This is a genomic window from Rhizobium sp. ZPR4, from assembly GCF_040215725.1.
GTDB lineage: Bacteria > Pseudomonadota > Alphaproteobacteria > Rhizobiales > Rhizobiaceae > Rhizobium > Rhizobium rhizogenes_D.
This window is the reverse complement of record NZ_CP157968.1, coordinates 1,571,787-1,590,109: the sequence shown is the minus strand read 5'-3', so window position 1 is coordinate 1,590,109 and position 18,323 is coordinate 1,571,787. Positions and strand designations below refer to the sequence as shown.

Below are 18,323 nucleotides of genomic sequence, written 5' to 3'. Positions count from 1 at the left end.
GGGTGCCGTGGCGGATGGACTTCCCTATATTGTGAATTGGATCATGACGATAGCCGCCTTATTTTTGGGATCGTTCTGCGCGTACGAACGTTAAGTAAGGGTTGATTCTATCGGCTCGACCACGAGGGTGCCTGCCACCCATAATACTCTGACAAGGAGAAAACAGATGAGAAAAATCCTGACCCTGGCGTTTTCAGCAGCATCGTTGATCGTTGCGGGCGCGGCGGTGGCACGGGCGGCAGATATGCCGACGACCTATCGCGAAGAAGAGCCAGACCAGCGCAACGGCGTGAAGATCGGCTACCTCGAATGCGAAATCGGCGGCGGTGTCGGCTATGTACTCGGCTCGGCGAAAGAGGTGGATTGCACCTTCCATTCGACGGTCGGTCGCGAGCGCGTCGATCATTATACCGGTGCGATCCGAAAGATGGGCGTCGATCTCGGCTTCACGACCCGCAGCCGGCTCGTCTGGCTGGTCTTCGCACCGACAGCCGGCTATCATCACGGTTCTCTGAGTGGCCTCTATCAGGGTGCCACCGTTGAGGCGACCGTTGGCGCCGGTGTCGGCACGAACATTCTCGTCGGCGGCACCTCCGGTTCCATCCATCTTCAGACCGTGAGCGTGACCGGTCAACTCGGCCTGAACGTCGCTGCAACTGGCACGTCGGTGACCCTGACCTCGGCCGATTGAGGCTTTCGGCCACGATCTTAAACCATGGTATGGCCGCTTCTGCCTGGCGCTGGAGCGGCCATATTTTTATGGGCGGTGGCGTCGGTCCGTTTCGGATATTGCGTTTTCCAGTGCGAAATCGATTTCTCGCCGCATTCGCCCAGCGCTATAGCTGTTCAAAACCCAGAGATTCTTTGGAGCCAGAGTCATGACCGATACCGTCACCGATCGCTTTCTTCGTTACGTTGTCGTCGATACGCAATCGGACCCGACTTCAGCCACGCAACCCTCCACCGCAAAGCAAAAGAATCTTGGACGCGTTCTCGTCGAGGAATTGCTGGCGATCGGGCTTGGCGATGCGCATCTGGACGAACATGGCTATGTCTACGCCACCATTCCTTCGAATGTCGACAAGCCGGTTCCTGTGATCTGCTTCTGTTCGCACATGGACACAGCGCCAGATTTCACCGGTACGAACGTCAAGCCGCAGATCGTGCGCAACTATTCCGGCGGTGATATCCGCCTCAGCGGCGATCCGCAGCAGGTCATTCGCGTTGACGAGCACCCTGCCCTGCGCGATCAGATCGGCAATGATATCATTACGTCGGACGGCACGACGCTGCTCGGGGCCGATGACAAGGCAGGTCTCGCCGAAATCATCGCGGCGGCGAAATATCTTGTCGACAATCCCGACATCCCCCACGGCATGATCAAGCTCCTGCTCACGACCGATGAGGAGATCGGACGAGGTGTCGACAAGGTCGATCTGAAGAAGCTGGGAGCACAATTCGCCTATACGGTCGATGGCGAAACGGCTGGGCACATAGAAGACGAGACTTTTTCCGCCGACAGTGTCGAGGTCGTCATCCACGGCGTTGCCATCCATCCAGGCTTTGCCAAAGGAAAGATGGAAAATGCCATCAGAATTGCTGGCGCGATCATTGACAGGCTGCCGAAGGATATGGCCCCGGAAACCACGGACGGCCGGGACGGCTTCATCCATCCCACTGGCGTCAGCGGCTCTATGGAAAAGGTTTCACTCGGCTTCATCATCCGCGATTTCGACGAGCCGGGCCTTGTCGACAAGGAGACTATGCTGGAGGCGGTCGTCAAGAATGTCATGAAGGCCTACCCCGGCTCCTCGCACACGTTCACCGTTCGGCATCAATATCGCAACATGAAGACGATCCTCGATCGCCATCCGGAAATCGTTGAAAACGCCGTCGAGGCAATCCGTCGTGCCGGCATGACCCCGGTGCGCGGCAGCATTCGCGGCGGCACGGATGGCTCCAGGCTTTCCTTCATGGGCTTGCCATGCGCCAATATCTTTGCCGGCGGACATGCCTTTCATTCGCCGCTGGAATGGGTGAGCCGGCAGGATATGGAAAGAGCCGTCAAGACGCTCGTTGAGTTGGCGAAGGTGTGGGCGGAGCGATCCTGAGCGCCCCGAGAATAGGCCTCATTCATTCTTTGGAAGCCTAGTAACCCTGTCGCGGAACAGGTCATTTTCGTCTACCTGGAACTAAACTGCTTGTCATTATGCAAGCCATCCGTGAATTTTTATATTGAAGCATTACTAAATTAGATTATTCTGTAGTGTAGTCTTGGGAGGAGAGGAGAATAGGCAAGCCCCTTCATTCCAACTCTACGGTGCGCGCGCTCCGGCAATCAGAAACAGGCTGACAAAAGCCTAAGCTGAAACGGAGTTTAGTCATGAGAGTACAATATTCACGGATGGCAATCGCTGCATCCGCACTTCTTCTATTGGCCTCGGCAAGTTATGCGGAGCCCGGCGGCGGGACGGATCATGGCGGTAGCCGGTCCGGAAACGGCGGACTAGGCGCGGGTGTTGGCGTGTCGGTCGGCGGTATCAACGCTGGTTTGGGCGCCGGGCTCGGCTCCAATGGGCTTAATGCCGGCGTCGGAGCTTCCGTTGGCGGCACGAACGGCGTCAATGCCGGAGCGGGTGCTTCCGTATCCGGAACGAGTGGCGTCAATGCGGGCGTCGGTGCATCTGTTGGCGGCTCCAGCGGAGTGAATGCCGGTGTGGGTGCATCCGCCAATAGCAATGGCGTCAACGCTGGTCTCGGCGCTTCGGTTGGAGGCTCAAGCGGTGTCAATGCCGGCGCCGGCGTCTCTGTCGGTGGATCCGGAGTAGGCGTCGGTGTGGGTGTCGGCGTCGGCGGGAGCGGTTCAGGCAGCGGAAGCGGCGGTGGAACCGGCAGCGGGACTGGTGGCACCGGCTCCACGGGTGGAACCGGCTCCAGCGGAACCGGTATGGCAACCGGAGGGACAGGCGGCGCGAGCGGCTTTGGGCTGGGTTCGGGCAATTCCGGCACGGGATCGAGCACGCTTGCCGCTTTCCGCACCATGTCGAGCGCTGAGCAGAAACGTATGCTGATTGCCTGTCGTCAGGTGACGGCATCCGGCAATTTCGACGCTGGTCTTGTCAGCCTTTGCCGGCTGCTGCGCAGTACGGCAAGCGCCGGTGGCCTATAGGCCGCTTGCCGCCCCTTCGCTTTAGAGCAAAAGTCAGCGCCCGTTGCCTTGATATCGGCAGTGGGCGCGGACATGTGTCTCAATTACCAGTCTGCGCGGGCCACATTGTCGATCATCTGCCGGCTGCGGCGCAACATCATGCCTGGGGCATCCACGGCTCTGTTCAAAAGGTTGCGAGCGCCGGTGAGCGGATGAAATCCCACCCTTTCCTCCTCCAACACGGGAGGCGGATCGTCGTTTGCAACAGGCGGAGTTGCCTCTGCATATTCCGGGCGACCTGTTATCAGTGGGTCTTGTGTTTCGCATTGCGGCAGGCAACGGTCGAAGTGCTCCACGTCACCGGATGACGCGACCTTGGTCTTTGCGACATCGGAATGCGATGCAACGCGCTTTATCGGCGGATTGGTTTTGGCCATGGCAGCAAGCGGTGACGGCTGCGGAATTGGCACTGACATCTGCGGCTTTGCTGGGCTCGCATCAACTGCCGACTGCAACTGGTTCATGGCAAGCTGCGGTGCGGGTGCTGCGCGATTGATCGCGACGCGGCCGCTGTCGTCGATGAATTGCATGGTTCGGTCGACGGGACCGGTTTGAACAATCACATAGAGAGCGCCGACAACGGTACCGCAAACAGCAAGCCCCGAACCCAGCCTTCGGGTCGTCTCGCTTTGACCATTCCACCATCTCATAGGCTGCGCATCCATTGAACGCTCCTTTAGACAAAATCTCGGATAGCAATCTTCATGCGAAGTGTGGCGCGGCTTTTACCGAAACGTGGCCAATTGCAGACCTTTTGCAAAGAAATGTTGACGGATGCGCTGTGTGCATCGGCGCGGCGCGTATGAGCTGCCGCTCAAGGGCCGCCATTCAGCCCGTGCATCTGAAAGCCGCTTCTGGAGCACAGCCGTTCGTAATACGCCTCGATAACAGGCAGATGCGGCTTTTCGGCCGGCAACGCGTGCCAGCGATGGAGCGACAGGCCGATCGGAATATCGGCAAGAGTGAAGCTCTCGCCGCAGACATAGCCGCCCTGTCGATCGATTTCGATGCCGATGCGGGCCACCAAGTCCGAAAATGCCGCTACCGAGCGCGCAATGGCCTCCTTGTTTTGATAGTCTGGATTTCGGCGCACGAGTCCCTGAAAGGCAATCCGCCAACTGTTGTTGAAATCGGAAACCTGCCAGTCCATCCATTTTTCGATTGAAGCGCGCAGCCTTGCATCATCCGGCAGCAGATCTTTGCGCCCGCGACTGGCGGTAAGATAACGCAGGATCGTGTTTGATTCCCACAGAACGAAACCGGCGTCATCGATCACCGGCACCATGCCGACCGGATTGAGGCGCAGAAATTCCGGCTCCGATGTCGATCGCGTTCCGCCGCCCCAGTTCTCCATGCGATAGGCAAGGTTCAACTCCTCGCACAGCCAGAGAACCTTACGGACGTTAATGGAGGCGCGGTAGCCGAAGATCGTCAGCATCAGACGGATGCCCTCCCCTTGATGAACAGCATGCCGTTGCCCGCCAGCTCCACATGTTTACCCAGCGGGCGACAAGGATCGGCTATACACGGATCGACTTGGAAGAAAGATACGCTCGTCATGTACTGTCCTCGTTTCCAGTCAGATAATCGAGGCAATACCGGCAGATGCAATTTCTATCTTGTCATTGGGACAATTCGGCCTGCTGTAAATCCGATGCCTTTTGCCGAAGCGGGTATGCACCAATGGCGACGTGCTTCCTTCGATAGGGTGGAGATCACGCTAACATTCCGCTTCATAATACTATCGGGAGAACTGTGATGGAAAACTCGGCGCCGGTTCGATGGTCGGCCTGAGTTCGCGGATAGCGAGTATAAGCGAGATGCCTGTGAACATGCGGTAAGAATTGATGTTTCCGCCGCAGCCATATGACCAAAACAGCGAATCATTCGGGGCGGATGGCACCTTCAAAATCGCTGATTCGCTTAAATTGGGTCTCATATCCGCGATGCACTTATCCTGGCAGTAAGTGAGTTGCATTAAGCACTATTAACCATGTTTTTTAAAAATATTAATTATCTACGGGTATTTGCTAAATAAATCCAAACTCTACTTTGGAGGTATTCTTTCGATACTGTCGCATCTGCCCTGGCGGTTTCCCGCCTGATTGCCAGCGAAGAATATATGTGCTTATTTTATTATATTCTGATATTTCTGAGGCATACGCGAGGGGGAATGTGAATGCTGAGAATGCTCTGCGGCGCCGTCCTGACTGGTATCGCAATGACCATGGCAGCATCGTCCGCGATGGCTGCCACTGCAACTGCCAATATGACGGTTACCATTACCATCCAGGCACAGTGCCTCGTCCAGAGTGCCAATAATCTCAACTTTGGCACCAACGGCGTCATCACCAGCAATATCGATCAGGCAACCACCATCGGTGTGCAATGCACATCTGGGCAGACCTACAATGTCGGCCTGAGTGCCGGCGCTGGAGCAGGAGCGACAACAGCTGTCCGTGTCATGACAGGTCCGGCAAGTGCGACGATCAATTATGCGATCTATAGCGATGCCAACCGAACGCAGACCTGGGGTACGACCATAGGCACCGATACCGTCTCGGGCACAGGCAATGGCGCAGTCCAGAACATAAATGTCTATGGTCGGGTACCTCCGCAGACGACCCCGGCTGCGGGCGTCTACACCGATACCGTGGCGGTTACCGTCACCTACTGAAAACTCACAGATCCAGGAGGCCGTCATGCAACGCATGTTGCCATGCATTGCCGCGACTATGCTTTTGCTGCTCAGTGCTTACGACATGAACGCAGCATCCCTGCGAGTGGCACCCACAAGTCTCGAACTCACAGCGCCGTCGGCGGCCACGGTCCTGAACCTGGCCAATGACGGAGATCATCCGATCAACGTCCAGATACGCGTCTTCAAGTGGAGCCAGGCGGGTGGCATAGAAACCCTGGAACCGACCAGGGATGTCGTTGCCAGCCCGCCCGCGACGAGGATGAACCCCAATGCTCAGTATGTGGTCAGAGTGGTTCGGACGAGCAAGGCTCCTGTCAAGACGGAAGAGACCTATCGTGTCATCGTCGACGAACTGCCGGATCCTGCCCGCGCACGCGCCGGCACCGTCACTCTCATCATGCGCCAGTCCATTCCAGTCTTCTTCAGGCGGCCGGATGTAAAGCCCGCTGATATCGCCTGGAGCCTCAAACGACAGGGTAACAGCCTCTCCCTGACCGGCAAGAACAATGGCGGCAGCCGCTTCCGTCTGTCGAACGTAACTCTGGCGCAAGGGGCAACGAAGGTCGGCAGCCGTAACGGGCTGGTCGGATACGTACTTGCTGGCGCGACGATGCAGTGGCCGATGGGGACAGCAAAATCCCTCTCCGGCGGCGTCGTAACACTCCATGGCCAGAGCGATCTTGGGCCGTTCGATGCTAAAGTCGCCGTTAATCAACGGTAGTGCCGGCGCCGTTTTCATATGCATGCTTTTCTCAGGCTCGGCGCTGCGTGCTCAGGAAGTGCCCGATCTGCCGGCGAATGCCGCCACGGCAGCCACGCTGGACGTCTACCTCGAAGTATTCATCAACAATGCGCCGATGAAGATGATAGGCAATTTCAAGCAGCGTCCGAACGGCTCGCTTGCGGCAACCGCGGAAGAGCTGCGGGAAGTCGGCATTAAGCCGCCAGCTGGTGCCGCCGACGACAAGCTGGTCGAACTCAGCACCTTGCCCGGCCTGTCATATCAGGTCGATGATGAGACGCAGCGTCTCTATGTCCAGACGACGGACAAGGGGCGCGCACCTCGCGTCATCAATGTCAGGCAACAGCAGGAAAATGCGATCCCGGCTCCCCAGGCCGGCTACGGCGCCGTCCTGAACTATTCCCTCTATGCAAGTTCCAACGGTCTCTTCCAAGGCAACTCCAATCTGTTTCAGGGAATATCCGGATCTTTCGATGCCCGCCTCTTCAGCCCCTATGGCACGCTCAGCCAGTCCTTCCTCGCCGGATATTCCGAAGGCAGCCTTGATGGCATAACCCGCCTCAACACGACCTGGAGCTACTCCGACCCAAAGAATCTCGTCACCTATCGCGTAGGCGACCTGACGACCGGTGGCCTGTCATGGACACGACCAGTCTATTTCGGCGGCATTCAGTTTCAGCGCAATTTTGCGCTGCGCTCGGATCTGGTGACCGAACCACTGCCTTCATTTACCGGGACGGCGGCTGTCCCTTCGACACTCGACATTTATACGCAGAACGTTCGCACCTATTCCAGCGACGTCCCCGCCGGACCGTTCGAAGTGACCAACCTCCCGGTCTTTTCCGGAGGCGGGCAAGCGACCGTCGTGCTGCGCGACAGCCTCGGACGGGAAACCACGCAGACCCTCCCCTTCTATTCCTCCAATTGGCTTCTGCGCCGCGGCCTGTTGGACTTTTCCGCAGAACTCGGCACTCCGCGTCTGAATTTCGGAACGGATTCCAGTGACTATGATGGTCGTATCATGGGGGCCGCCACCGCAAGGTACGGCCTGACCGATTGGCTGACGCTGGAGGGTCACTTCGAGGGCGGCGCCGATCTTCTGAATGGCGGCGCGGGAGCTGCCTTTCCGGTCAGTTCATTCGGGGTAGCATCGATCGCGGGCGCGGCAAGCAAAAGCGGGTCGCGTTCCGGTGCGCTGATGAATGCCGCATTCGAACTCAGTTACGACAGATGGGCTCTTTATGCCCGCGTGCAGCGAACCTTTGGCGATTATGACGATATAGCCTCGGTCTCCGCTCGGCCGACAACCAGTGTCGCCGGAGATGTGAGCATTCTCAGCGCCGGTGTGCCGCGAGCCATCGATCAGGTCACGCTAAGCGTGCCAACGCCGCTCGATCTTTCCAGCCTCAATCTCTCTTACACCAATCTCGAAAGTGCCGATGGCACCAGGAGCAAGATCGCCGGTCTTTCCTACAGTCAGACCTTCAAGCGTGCGACAGTCTATGCGAGCGCCTTCACCGATCTCGACGACCGAAGCAATTTCGGATTCTTTGCCGGCCTCTCCATTCCCTTCGGCGGCAACATCACGGCCAATACGGGCGTGCAAGGAGGTCCCAACGGCCTCGGTGTCGTTGCCGATGTTTCCAAGTCAATGCAGCAGGAGGAGGGCAGCTTCGGCTGGCGTCTGCGCACTTCCGAGGGCGAAGACACCTATCGCGAGGCGGCAATCAGCTATCGGGCTCCCTTCGCGCAGGTCGAGGCGGGCCTTCAGCAGCAGGATCATCAGACCAATGCGACGGCTCGCGTCGATGGTGCCATTGCTGTTGCTGGTGGCGGTGTCTTTGCCACAAACCGGATCGACGATGCGTTCGCCGTCGTCGACGTCGGCGCTCCCGGTGTCGAGGTTCAGCAACAGAACAGACCTGCCGGCAAGACCAATTCGAGCGGCCGCATCCTCGTGCCCAATCTCAATTCCTATGAACCGAATACCGTATCCATCGATCCCAAGAACCTACCCGTCGATGCCGATGTGCCGGCGACGAAGGAAATCGTCGTGCCGGCAGACCGCAGCGGCGTCGTCGTAAAGTTCGGTGTGTCCGAGGCACCGCAAGCTGCCCTCATTACGATCAGGGACAAGAGCGGGGTGCCACTGCGCGCCGGGCTCAGCGGCTCGGTGCAAGGATCGAACGAGGACTTCGTCGTCGGCTATGACGGTCAGGCCTACATTCGCGGACTGCGTGCAAGGAACGCGATCGACGTGTCATTTGAAGACGGAACGAAGTGCCACGCCGAATTCGCCTACAAGCCGCAGCGGGGCGAGCAGGTTGTCATCGACGACGTCAGGTGCCTTTGAAAGGGAGTTGAAAAGATGCTGCGTTCACTCACTCTTTTGCTCGCACTGCTGTTGCCTTCGCTGTGCGCGGCGCAAAGCTGCAGCTTCTCCGCGACCAATATGAACTTTAGCGCGGTCGATACGTTGTCGAGCACCCCGGTCAATTCGACATCCACGATAAGTGTAAGTTGTTCCGGGGGGCTTCTGGACCTCGGCAAGCGGCTCCTGATTTGCCCCGATATCGGCGCCGGCAGTGGCGGAGCGTCGTCGGCTGCGGCCCGCCAGATGTTGAACGGAACCAGTCCTTTGAACTATCAGCTCTATTCCGACAACGGCCGGAGCGTGGTGTGGGGTTCGAGCAGCTGGTCCTATCCGTCACGCGCACCGGTCTACGCGCTGACAATGGCCTTGTTGAATGGTTCGCTGATCGGCGCAACCGGTAGCATGACGGTCTATGGGGCCGCGCTCGGAACTCCATCGACAGCAGTGCCGGGGTCATATACGTCAAGCTTCACATCGACCTATACCTCTTTCTATTACAGCTACAGTAGCGCAACTACCTGCTCTGCCCCCTCTGGAACGATTGGAACCGCGTCGTTCAGCGTCAATGCGAGCGTCGCCGCCAATTGCCTCGTCAGCGTCCAGAACATCGATTTCGGGACACAGGGCGTTTTGAGTACGAATGTCGACGCTACCGGTTCCGTCACGGCAACTTGCACGCCGGGCACGACCTACACCATCTCCTTGAACGGTGGCACGACGAATGCCGCACCGACGGCGCGAAAGATGACGAAAGGGACAGAGACGGTGACCTACGGTCTATACAAGGATATGAGCCGGTCGCAGCCCTGGGGTGATGCCAATACGCCGGGCAGCACCGTCGCCGGAAGCGGAACGGGGACTGCACAACTTCTTACGGTCTACGGTCGGGTGCCGCCGCAGACCACGCCGTCCCCCGGCAATTACATGGATACGGTCGTGGTGACGCTCACCTACTGACCGTGAGTTTCCGACAGGCAGGTTCGAATGTCTCGGCCATAGCGAAGTGTGTCAGGCCGCGCTTGCGCCGCCCTGGCCACGTCTCGAGGCGGAGATTGCCGTCCGTCCAGTCGCATTGTCGGACGAGCAGACCAAATTGCGCCCGTTGCGCTTGGCCTGATAAAGCCGGCTGTCTGCGACGACGGCCAGCTTTTCCCAATTTTCGAACACGCATTGCGCCTGCCAGCCGACGCCGAAGCTCGCCGTCACCTTCAGGCCATGCTCATCGTTGACCACGGCTTGTGCCAAGGTTTGCCGCAATCGCTCCGCCATGGAACGTGCCGACGCCTCGGTAACGTCGCCCATTACGACGATGAATTCCTCACCGCCATAGCGGGCAAATAGGTCGGCGGCACGCAGACACGGGCCTAGAATCTGGGCCGTTCTTTGCAGCGCCATGTCGCCGACAGCGTGACCGTACCGATCATTGATCGATTTGAAATGGTCGATATCGAGCATGATGATTGCGAAGCCGCGGGAACCCGTTGTCGGAGCTGCAAGCAGCTCCTCCACCGCATCCTCCAGCGCGCGCCGATTGAGAAGGCCGGTGAGCGCATCGGTCTGTGAGAGACGTCTGAGCTCCTCCGTCATTGATTTGCGCTCTATTTCCAGGCGCCGCTTGAAGCGCTGCTGCTCGCGCAGAAGGTCAAGACGCAGGAACAGCTCTCGCATTTCACGTCCGGCGTGCGGTATCGGCGCTGGCGTCGCGAGATTGCCGACGGCAATCTCATCGATCTGCCGCATGACGGCAAACATCGGCCGGAAAAGCGAGCGCCTGAGAACGTAGGCCAATCCAATCATGACCGATATCGCCATGCCGGCAAGCAGCGCCGAGGTCAGCATGGCTCTCAGGGATTTCTGCTGCACTTCGTCAAGGGAGTTCAATGCCGCGGTTTCGATGAGTTCTCGCAGGTTCTCGGTCGATTTCATTCCAGGCACGTATTTCGCCGTGAACTCGCCAGGTGTGAGCGCATCGCTCGCATTCAGATCAAAGGCGACGCGCTGAGCGTAAGGCAGCGCTCCGGCAAAGTAGCTTACCGTCACCTGGTCCAACAGCCTTGCCAGGGCCTGGGATTGCAATGTAACGGGCGCATAGGTCTTCAGCAGCGCATTCACTTCGAAAAGCCGATTCAATTCGTTGTCGAACGCAGCCCTATAGTGGGAACGGGCCTGCCCCTGGGAGGCCAGCATCATGACGACATAGGACCCCAGCCGTCCGGCGCGCTCCCTAAGTGTTCCGGCCATCGAAGTCAGCATGACTTCGGCGCCTGTCTCGGGCGCCAATGCGATGATCGATCGGCCGGCGACATCCCGATAGTCCTGGGCGCGATCCGCTGCACGGAACATCGCCTGTATGGCGTCTGCGATCTTTGCGCCGCTGCGCTCGCTGCGTGGCAAGGCGGCCACCGCATCGACCACCTGACGGCCGCTCTCCAATTGAGCCTTAAGCGCCATGAATGCGCTGCGCATTTCCGCGGACTGGTCTATTTCCGTTTTAAAGAGCGCTTCGAGGTTGGCGATATCCTTGTCGGTTGCTTCGCGGCTTGCTTTCAGAGCGGCGGCGAATTGTGCTTGCTCGCCCTGCGCGGCGCCCATGAGACTATTTGCAGGGCCACGTTCTCTCGATATCGTCGCTGCCGCATGCAGTGCCGTATGAAAGCGGCCGAATTCCATTACACCGCGCTTGTAGTTGACATAATCCGACAGGCTGAAGGCGATCGTCGAGCCAGCCATCATCAAACAAACCATGATAACAGCCACCGCGCCGATCCATTGCAGCTGTTGAATTTTAAGCCGCGACAACAAATGCTCTCCAAAGTCACCGTCTATTGGGGATTACACCAGATTTGATGGAATCTTCACTTAACGAACAGGCTTAAATCTTTCTCATATTCTTTAAGTCCGCATATCGGAAACAGTCGGCCTGACATGGCGGTCTTCCACACGGGAGCCTGCCGCGCGTGGGGTGACAGTTTTGTCCATCTTGAGCTGTGGAATTATAGTGAGGCTGGTTGCCCACATCATGCTCCGCGCATGCGATAGGAAAGAATAGTGCCGAAAATGATTTCGCAGCGGGTATCGTAATCGTTCGATAGCGGATTTGTTCTTGAAAACTCAAGTTACGCCGGCGAATCAAGTCGAGCCTGCTTCACCAGGCAGTCTCTGCCGAGCGAGTTTAGTTTTGCAGGAAAATGGAAGGCATCAGGTTGGCACGTGCCGAATAATGCGGCTGGCCGACGACATGGGATATCACCAGTGCATAGACTAGGATGGAGCCGACTACGATCACGATACCGCTAATCGGAAGCCCAATTTTCGATTTGGCCGCAGCCGACGTATCCGGCTGGTTCGCGCGGACGGTCTTTCGGATGGGGTGATCCGCCGTTGCAAAGGGAAGCTGCAGCTCCCCTTCCATGCGCGCCTGCGCATCAGGGTGCTTGCCGTATCTCGTTGCGGGCCGAAACTGGATGACTTCGCCCATTTCTCACGCGGTCCCTTTCACCGCTTGCGGCTATTGGCCATTTTCCTGGCTGTTGTCAGTATTGCTATAGTCGACACGAACCACGACCTTTTCCGGCCGTTGCTCGCCATGTGGAACGATCACGGTCACGATACAACGATTCTCGCGTGGCCTGACGGATAGGAGGCGTCCTTTCGTCGTTGACAGAACCTGATCCACCGCACTCGAACAATCCTGCACCTTGTAGGTGCTTTGAGCGATTTGACTTTGCCCTGCCATTGCGGAACCTGCAACCGAAATTCCCGCAAATATCGTTAGGACCCTGATCATATCTTCACTATACCTCAACGAAGGCAAGGAAGCGACAGCAGTTCGCAACAAATCCAGTCTATTTGCGTCATCTTTTTGTGCTGTGCGGCAGAAATCACAGAGACCGATATCAGCCGGCAATGATGGACTTTCATGACGAATTCATGGATGGAGATGTGGCGCAGCCTGCTGACCTCGCGAGAGATTGCGCGCCCTTGCGCCATCAAGATCAGTCCGTTCATCCCAAGGAGCGCGATGCTTATTCTGGAAACCTCCCGGCTCGTTCTCAGGCCCTGGCGGGATAGTGACCGAGCTCCTTTTGCCGCCGTAAATGCGGATGCGCAGGTTCGGCAATATTACTATCCGAGCCTGCTCACGGCGGCTGAGACGGATGAACTGATCGATGAAGCCAACGAGCAGTTCGCCAAGGAAGGCTTCGGCTTCCTGGCCGTCGAGCGGAAAGCCGATGGCGCGCTGATTGGCGGCGCGGGCCTTTCACGACCAGGGCCGGAAGTTCCGGGCGACTTTCCATTGGAGATCGGTTGGATTCTGGGGCGTACCTATTGGCGAAAGGGCTATGCGTCGGAAATCAGCCGACGCTGCCTGGACTTCGCGTGGCAAGAGCTGCGGGCTGACTGCGTGATCGGTTATACCTCAGCAATCAACATTCCCTCCCGCCGCGCGATGGAGGCGATCGGCATGATCCAGGTCGACGGTGGCGATTTCGATGATATCACCGTGTCGCCAGGCAATATTCTGCGGCCACACGTACTCTACCGCATCGATCGCCCCAAACAAGAAATCCATGCATGAACAGGGAGTAAGCCGCGACGAAAGCCTGCGGATCGGCAATCTTGCTTCTTGCTTTAGCCGTGCTTTCACGCGAAGAACTTGCCATGAGCATACCGACATCCCACCCCTTCGACTTCGATCCGACCTATGGCATGCAGCTTGCGCAATTGCAGGCGATAGAGACACCGGAGGCCCCGGCGGGCTTCGATGACTTCTGGCAGCAGCGCTACAGGGCCGCCCTTGCCATTGACCCGCAACCCAAGCTTCGCCACAGCAAGCTTCGCCATGACAAATGGCACGTTTTCGATATCAGCTACGTGTCGACGGGGTCGTTTCAGATCAATGGCTGGCTGCTCATTCCTCGCGGCGGACAGGTGCGGCGCGGCCTGGTCGTCGGACACGGATATGGCGGGAGAGATCAGCCGGAATTCGAGTGGCCGGTAGAAGAGACAGCAATCCTTTTTCCCTGTTGCCGCGGGCTCTCCCTCAGCGCCAGCCCGAAAATCCCGCCGGATGCATCGGGCCACGTTCTTTGCGGCATTGAGAGCCGCGAGACCTATGTCATCGGTGGCTGCGTCGAAGATATTTGGCTCGCCGTCTCGACTTTGGAAACCCTCTATCCCTGGCTTGCCGGCCATATCGGCTATAGCGGCATCAGTTTCGGCGGCGGCATCGGCGCGCTGGCCATTCCTTTCGATGCGCGCATCAGGCGTGGCCACCTCATCGTCCCGACTTTCGGTCACCGGCAGCTATGGCTGACGCTGCCGACCGTCGGCAGCGCTCAATCGGTTCAGGCCTATCAGGAAAAGCGCGGTAGCGTTCTGGAGACGCTACGGTTCTTCGATGCTGCGATCGCAGCGCAGCGCATCACTGTGCCCATGCTCGTCGCACCCGCGCTATTCGATCCCGCCGTCGCACCACCTTGTCAGTTCTCTGTCGCAAATGCGCTACAGAAATTTAACGAAACCTTCATCCTGGATGCCGGCCACTTCGACTATGCTGGTAGCGAACAGCAGAACGCAATTCTGCGAGAGAAAGTCGGGCAATTCTTCAAGGTGCTATGAACCGCGAATACCTGTGCTGGTACAGCCCTCGGCTGCATCGCGACATGGAATTGCTGGTGTTCGGCCATGCCGGCGCCAAGGTATTGGTATTTCCCACGCGTGACGGTCGCTTCTGGGAATATGAGCAGGTCGGCATCGTCGCCAGCCTCGCGGACAAGCTGAATGCCGGACAGCTTCAGCTCTACTGCATCGAGGGACTGGCAACGGAAACCTTCTATGGCTCCCATCGCCATCCGGCCGAGCGCATTCGCAGGCACAATGCTTTCGAGGAATATATTCTCAACGAAGTCCTGCCGCTGATGGAGCAGAAGAACGGGCATGAGTGCACCATCGTTCACGGCTGCAGCCTCGGCGCCTTCCAGGCCGCAAGCCTGGTTTTCCGCCACCCTCACCTCTTCCGCAAGCTGGTCGCTTTTTCCGGCCGTTACGACCTGACGATGAAGGTCGAATCCTTCACGGATCTATTCGACGGCTATTACGACGATGATATCTACTTTCACACCCCGACTCATTTTCTGCCGGGACTTGCCTGCGAGTGGCGCTTGGACAGGTTGCGCCAGATCGATATCGTCATGACGATCGGAGACGCCGATCCCTTCTTCGACAATAATCGCCACCTTAGCCGGCTGCTCGCCGACAAGCGGATCGATCATCGGCTGCATGTGTGGGACGGACGCGCTCACCGCGCAGGCGCGTGGCGCCGAATGGCGCCGCTCTATATCTGACGAAAAAGTAAGTTTTCGACCCTTCAAGCCAGCCCGGCCGGTATCGGCCGAAGCGCCTTGTGCGCGCCGTAATCACGCTCGTGAGATTTGCGATGTTGCCGCTCGGAGCTTGCGGAAAATTCGACCAGAATACGCTCCATCATGCCATCCGGATAGGTTCCGGTGTCGTCCGTTTCGACTTCCGACTGGGCAGTAACGATCTTCATGTTCATTGCTAGTCCTCCGGCTCTGCACGGAAACCCTTGATTCCAATATCTGTTCCATTAGTATTCCGAAAAATTGTTAAAAAATTAACTACGTCCGTTAATCAAATCGGGCGCCACGGCATCGAACTTGAATGGCTGACCGGATTGGAACATTCTTGCAATCCTGGCGTTCAATCTCTGATTTGATTGGGGGGCTTGATGTGTCGATCCAAATCGCCCTGGGCAAGGCTGTTCTCGTTGCCGGCGCAGCAACTGATATCGATTTAGACTTAAAGCTCGACGTTGAGGTCCGAAAGGATCTCGGCCGGGTTCGCATGCCTTCGATCAATCACTGTCCAATCGGCGGATAGACTGGAGCAGATCATGGCCATCGTCATCACATCGATCATCCTCGCACTCATCGGTCTGGCGCTCGGCGGCGGCGGCCTTTGGCTTGTACAGCTTGGTGGAAGTCCCTTTTATCTTCTGGCCGGTATCGCCTTCCTCGTGACGGCGATCCTGCTCTCTATGCGCAAAGCGGCCGCACTCTGGCTCTATGCGATTTTCGTGCTGGCAGCACTTGGATGGGCCGTATGGGAGGTCGGTTTCGATTGGTGGCAGCTCGGTCCGCGCGGTGGCATGATCATTCTGATCGGTCTCTGGCTATTGACCCCATGGGTCCGGCGCCCGCTGGGCTTTCGCAGTCTGGACGGCGTTCACTACGGAGCCAATCCCTGGCCGCTCGCGATTCCCTTGATCGTCGCCATCCTCGTTGCCGTCTATTCGATGACAACAGATCCACACGATCTCTCCGGCGATCTGCCGACGACGATGGCTGCGAATGCCCCGATGGGTGGCGAGGTGCCCGATGGTGAATGGCATCAGTATGGCCGAACCTCGTTTGGTCAGCGCTATTCGCCTCTAGATCAGATCAACACGCAGAATGTCGCGACCCTTAAGGAGGCTTGGCGCTATCAGACTGGCGACGTGAAACGCCCCGACGACATCGGCGAGACGACCTATCAGGTCACGCCGCTCAAAATCGGCGACACGCTGTTTATCTGCACGCCCCATAGTCTGGCGATCGCCATCGGTGCGACGGACGGCAAGGAAAAATGGCGCTACGACGCCAATGCCGGGATGAATCCCAACCGTCAGCATCAGACTTGCCGCGGCGTCTCCTATTACCATGACAAAGCAGTTGCCGCCGGAGCGCCTTGCGCTGACCGCGTCTATTTGCCGACCTCGGATGCCAGACTGATCGCGCTTGATGCTGCCAATGGCAAGGTTTGCCCGAGCTTTGCTGATCAAGGCATCCTGCATCTTGAAACCGGCATGAAATACAATCCGGCCGGCTATTATTATTCGACGTCGCCGCCCGTTATCGTCGCCGACAAGATCATCATCGGCGGCGCGGTCAACGATAACTACTCCACCCAGGAACAGTCCGGCGTCATCCGTGCCTTCGATGCGCGGACCGGCGCTCTGCTCTGGAACTGGGATTCTGGCAATCCGGATCAGACGACGCCGCTGCCCGCCGGCCAGACCTATACGACCAACTCACCGAACAGCTGGTCGGTTTCCAGCGCCGACGAGGCGCTGGGCATGGTCTATGTTCCGCTTGGCAACCAGACGCCTGATCAGCTCGGCATGGGCCGCAGCGCCAATGTCGAACGCTTCTCCTCCTCGGTGGTCGCACTCGACATCAATACCGGGCAGCTCAAATGGGTGCAGCAATTCGTCCATCACGATCTCTGGGATATGGACGTCCCGGCCCAACCCGTGCTCGTCGATCTGACGAAGGCCGACGGCAGCACGGTCCCCGCGCTGGTCGCCTCGACCAAGCAGGGCGACATCTATGTGCTCGATCGCCGCACCGGCGCGCCGATCATTCCCTTCAAGGAAATACCGGCGCCTGGCGGCACCATTCCCGAGGATCATGCTTCGCCGACGCAGCCGATCTCCGATCTGACATTCTCGCCGCCGCCGTTGCAGGAGAAGGATATGTGGGGCGTCTCGCTGTTCGATCAGCTCGCCTGCCGCATCGCCTTCCATCGGCATCAGTATGAAGGTCGCTACACACCGCCTTCGTTGCAGGGCTCAATCATCTTTCCCGGCAATTTCGGCACCTTCAACTGGGGCAGCGTCGCCGTCGATCCCGAACGGCAGATTATGTTCGGAATGCCGACCTATCTCGCCTTCACCTCTCGACTGGTGCCCCGCGCCGAGATCCCACCGAAGGGAGCCGGCGACAAGGGCAGCGAACAGGGTCTGAACCGAAATGAGGGCTCACCTTACGGCGTCTATATGGGTCCGTTCGTCAGTCCGCTCGGCATTCCCTGCCAGGCACCGCCTTGGGGCTATGTCGCCGGTGTGGACCTGAAGACCGGCAAGATCGCCTACAAGCACAAGAACGGCACTGTTCATGACATGACGCCGCTGCCCCTTCCCTTCAAGGTCGGCGTTCCCGGTATTGGCGGGCCGATCGTCACCAAGGGCGGCGTTGCTTTCCTGGGTGCGGCCGTGGACGATTATCTCAGGGCCTATGACGTGACGTCCGGCAAACAGCTCTGGCAGGCGCGTCTGCCGGCGGGTGGTCAGGCAACGCCGATGACCTATACCGCCGGAGACAACAAGCAATATGTCGTCATGGTGGCCGGAGGGCATGGCTCGGTCGGAACGAAGCCGGGCGACTATGTGATCGGTTATACCCTGCCATGAATTGGTGATGGAGCGGCCGGGCAAGCCGCTCCCTTCCGCCGCGGC

At 58.3% G+C, this 18,323-nt stretch carries 17 protein-coding genes; 12 read left to right on the top strand and 5 right to left on the bottom strand.

Translation table 11 applies throughout. The features are described from left to right. The first annotated feature begins 166 nt into the window (after positions 1-166). The 3 genes from ABOK31_RS26885 to ABOK31_RS26875 all read left to right on the top strand — a co-directional run bounded on the left by ABOK31_RS26885 (position 167) and on the right by ABOK31_RS26875 (position 3,169). Positions 167-691 (top strand): DUF992 domain-containing protein, encoded by a 525-nt coding sequence (locus ABOK31_RS26885; RefSeq protein WP_174172961.1) that lies wholly within the window; start codon positions 167-169, stop codon positions 689-691. 187 nt (positions 692-878) lie between these two features. Beyond that, positions 879-2,111: a peptidase T gene (gene pepT / locus ABOK31_RS26880; RefSeq protein ID WP_349959822.1), complete on the top strand. Its 1,233-nt coding sequence runs from the start codon at positions 879-881 to the stop codon at positions 2,109-2,111. 272 nt (positions 2,112-2,383) lie between these two features. Next, a complete protein-coding gene (locus ABOK31_RS26875) occupies positions 2,384-3,169 on the top strand; it encodes a hypothetical protein (RefSeq protein ID WP_349959821.1) in 786 nt (261 codons plus the stop codon). Positions 3,170-3,252: 83 nt separating this feature from the next. Here ABOK31_RS26875 and ABOK31_RS26870 read toward each other — a convergent pair whose 3' ends face one another. Together ABOK31_RS26870 and ABOK31_RS26865 are read right to left on the bottom strand one after the other, a co-directional pair. After that, positions 3,253-3,873 carry a hypothetical protein gene (locus ABOK31_RS26870; RefSeq protein WP_349959820.1) on the bottom strand — a complete coding sequence of 207 codons (621 nt, stop codon included), beginning with the start codon at positions 3,871-3,873 and terminating at the stop codon, positions 3,253-3,255. A gap of 149 nt (positions 3,874-4,022) precedes the next feature. Next, positions 4,023-4,646: a glutathione S-transferase gene (locus ABOK31_RS26865; protein WP_174172965.1), complete on the bottom strand. Its 624-nt coding sequence runs from the start codon at positions 4,644-4,646 to the stop codon at positions 4,023-4,025. Between the two features lie 741 nt (positions 4,647-5,387). On the opposite strand from ABOK31_RS26865, the gene ABOK31_RS26860 reads away from it, so the two are divergent. The 4 genes from ABOK31_RS26860 to ABOK31_RS26845 are packed head-to-tail and all read left to right on the top strand — an operon-like array spanning position 5,388 to position 9,982. Next, a complete protein-coding gene (locus tag ABOK31_RS26860; protein ID WP_174172966.1) occupies positions 5,388-5,885 on the top strand; it encodes a spore coat U domain-containing protein in 498 nt (165 codons plus the stop codon). A gap of 25 nt (positions 5,886-5,910) precedes the next feature. Next, the gene (locus ABOK31_RS26855; protein ID WP_174172967.1) at positions 5,911-6,630 is read left to right on the top strand and encodes a molecular chaperone; all 720 of its coding nucleotides are present in this window, start codon (positions 5,911-5,913) and stop codon (positions 6,628-6,630) included. Between the two features lie 22 nt (positions 6,631-6,652). Beyond that, the gene (locus ABOK31_RS26850; RefSeq protein ID WP_349959819.1) at positions 6,653-9,004 is read left to right on the top strand and encodes a fimbria/pilus outer membrane usher protein; all 2,352 of its coding nucleotides are present in this window, start codon (positions 6,653-6,655) and stop codon (positions 9,002-9,004) included. A 15-nt stretch (positions 9,005-9,019) separates the two neighbouring features. Beyond that, positions 9,020-9,982 (top strand): spore coat U domain-containing protein, encoded by a 963-nt coding sequence (locus ABOK31_RS26845; protein WP_349959818.1) that lies wholly within the window; start codon positions 9,020-9,022, stop codon positions 9,980-9,982. Positions 9,983-10,033: 51 nt separating this feature from the next. Here the strand turns inward: ABOK31_RS26845 and ABOK31_RS26840 are convergent, their stop codons facing one another. Both ABOK31_RS26840 and ABOK31_RS26835 read right to left on the bottom strand, forming a co-directional pair. Next, entirely contained in the window at positions 10,034-11,824 is a 1,791-nt protein-coding gene (locus tag ABOK31_RS26840) for a GGDEF domain-containing protein (protein ID WP_349959817.1), read from the bottom strand. 373 nt (positions 11,825-12,197) lie between these two features. After that, the gene (locus ABOK31_RS26835; RefSeq protein ID WP_174172971.1) at positions 12,198-12,503 is read right to left on the bottom strand and encodes a hypothetical protein; all 306 of its coding nucleotides are present in this window, start codon (positions 12,501-12,503) and stop codon (positions 12,198-12,200) included. A 441-nt stretch (positions 12,504-12,944) separates the two neighbouring features. On the opposite strand from ABOK31_RS26835, the gene ABOK31_RS26830 reads away from it, so the two are divergent. The 3 genes from ABOK31_RS26830 to ABOK31_RS26820 all read left to right on the top strand — a co-directional run bounded on the left by ABOK31_RS26830 (position 12,945) and on the right by ABOK31_RS26820 (position 15,372). Then, entirely contained in the window at positions 12,945-13,604 is a 660-nt protein-coding gene (locus ABOK31_RS26830; protein ID WP_349959816.1) for a GNAT family N-acetyltransferase, read from the top strand. An 83-nt stretch (positions 13,605-13,687) separates the two neighbouring features. Then, positions 13,688-14,647, top strand: a complete 960-nt coding sequence (locus ABOK31_RS26825) for an acetylxylan esterase (protein ID WP_349959815.1) — start codon at positions 13,688-13,690, stop codon at positions 14,645-14,647. Beyond that, the gene (locus ABOK31_RS26820) at positions 14,644-15,372 is read left to right on the top strand and encodes an alpha/beta hydrolase-fold protein (protein ID WP_349959814.1); all 729 of its coding nucleotides are present in this window, start codon (positions 14,644-14,646) and stop codon (positions 15,370-15,372) included. The genes ABOK31_RS26825 and ABOK31_RS26820 overlap by 4 nt, the downstream gene beginning before the upstream one ends. Before the next feature lie 23 nt (positions 15,373-15,395). Here the strand turns inward: ABOK31_RS26820 and ABOK31_RS26815 are convergent, their stop codons facing one another. Further along, the gene (locus tag ABOK31_RS26815) at positions 15,396-15,584 is read right to left on the bottom strand and encodes a hypothetical protein (protein ID WP_092705974.1); all 189 of its coding nucleotides are present in this window, start codon (positions 15,582-15,584) and stop codon (positions 15,396-15,398) included. Between the two features lie 125 nt (positions 15,585-15,709). Between ABOK31_RS26815 and ABOK31_RS26810 the strand changes: the two genes are divergently transcribed. Together ABOK31_RS26810 and ABOK31_RS26805 are read left to right on the top strand one after the other, a co-directional pair. Then, a complete protein-coding gene (locus ABOK31_RS26810; protein ID WP_349959813.1) occupies positions 15,710-15,928 on the top strand; it encodes a hypothetical protein in 219 nt (72 codons plus the stop codon). Between the two features lie 13 nt (positions 15,929-15,941). After that, positions 15,942-18,278 (top strand): glucose/quinate/shikimate family membrane-bound PQQ-dependent dehydrogenase, encoded by a 2,337-nt coding sequence (locus ABOK31_RS26805; protein WP_349959812.1) that lies wholly within the window; start codon positions 15,942-15,944, stop codon positions 18,276-18,278. The last annotated feature ends 45 nt before the right edge of the window (positions 18,279-18,323 follow it).

Coding starts and splice junctions, on each gene's coding strand:
- ABOK31_RS26885 (WP_174172961.1), top strand. CDS start 167: ATGAGAAAAATCCTGACCCTGGCGTTTTCAGCAGCATCGTTGATCGTT.
- pepT (WP_349959822.1), top strand. CDS start 879: ATGACCGATACCGTCACCGATCGCTTTCTTCGTTACGTTGTCGTCGAT.
- ABOK31_RS26875 (WP_349959821.1), top strand. CDS start 2,384: ATGAGAGTACAATATTCACGGATGGCAATCGCTGCATCCGCACTTCTT.
- ABOK31_RS26870 (WP_349959820.1), bottom strand. CDS start 3,873: ATGGATGCGCAGCCTATGAGATGGTGGAATGGTCAAAGCGAGACGACC.
- ABOK31_RS26865 (WP_174172965.1), bottom strand. CDS start 4,646: ATGCTGACGATCTTCGGCTACCGCGCCTCCATTAACGTCCGTAAGGTT.
- ABOK31_RS26860 (WP_174172966.1), top strand. CDS start 5,388: ATGCTGAGAATGCTCTGCGGCGCCGTCCTGACTGGTATCGCAATGACC.
- ABOK31_RS26855 (WP_174172967.1), top strand. CDS start 5,911: ATGCAACGCATGTTGCCATGCATTGCCGCGACTATGCTTTTGCTGCTC.
- ABOK31_RS26850 (WP_349959819.1), top strand. CDS start 6,653: ATGCTTTTCTCAGGCTCGGCGCTGCGTGCTCAGGAAGTGCCCGATCTG.
- ABOK31_RS26845 (WP_349959818.1), top strand. CDS start 9,020: ATGCTGCGTTCACTCACTCTTTTGCTCGCACTGCTGTTGCCTTCGCTG.
- ABOK31_RS26835 (WP_174172971.1), bottom strand. CDS start 12,503: ATGGGCGAAGTCATCCAGTTTCGGCCCGCAACGAGATACGGCAAGCAC.
- ABOK31_RS26830 (WP_349959816.1), top strand. CDS start 12,945: ATGACGAATTCATGGATGGAGATGTGGCGCAGCCTGCTGACCTCGCGA.
- ABOK31_RS26825 (WP_349959815.1), top strand. CDS start 13,688: ATGAGCATACCGACATCCCACCCCTTCGACTTCGATCCGACCTATGGC.
- ABOK31_RS26820 (WP_349959814.1), top strand. CDS start 14,644: ATGAACCGCGAATACCTGTGCTGGTACAGCCCTCGGCTGCATCGCGAC.
- ABOK31_RS26815 (WP_092705974.1), bottom strand. CDS start 15,584: ATGAACATGAAGATCGTTACTGCCCAGTCGGAAGTCGAAACGGACGAC.
- ABOK31_RS26810 (WP_349959813.1), top strand. CDS start 15,710: ATGGCTGACCGGATTGGAACATTCTTGCAATCCTGGCGTTCAATCTCT.
- ABOK31_RS26805 (WP_349959812.1), top strand. CDS start 15,942: ATGGCCATCGTCATCACATCGATCATCCTCGCACTCATCGGTCTGGCG.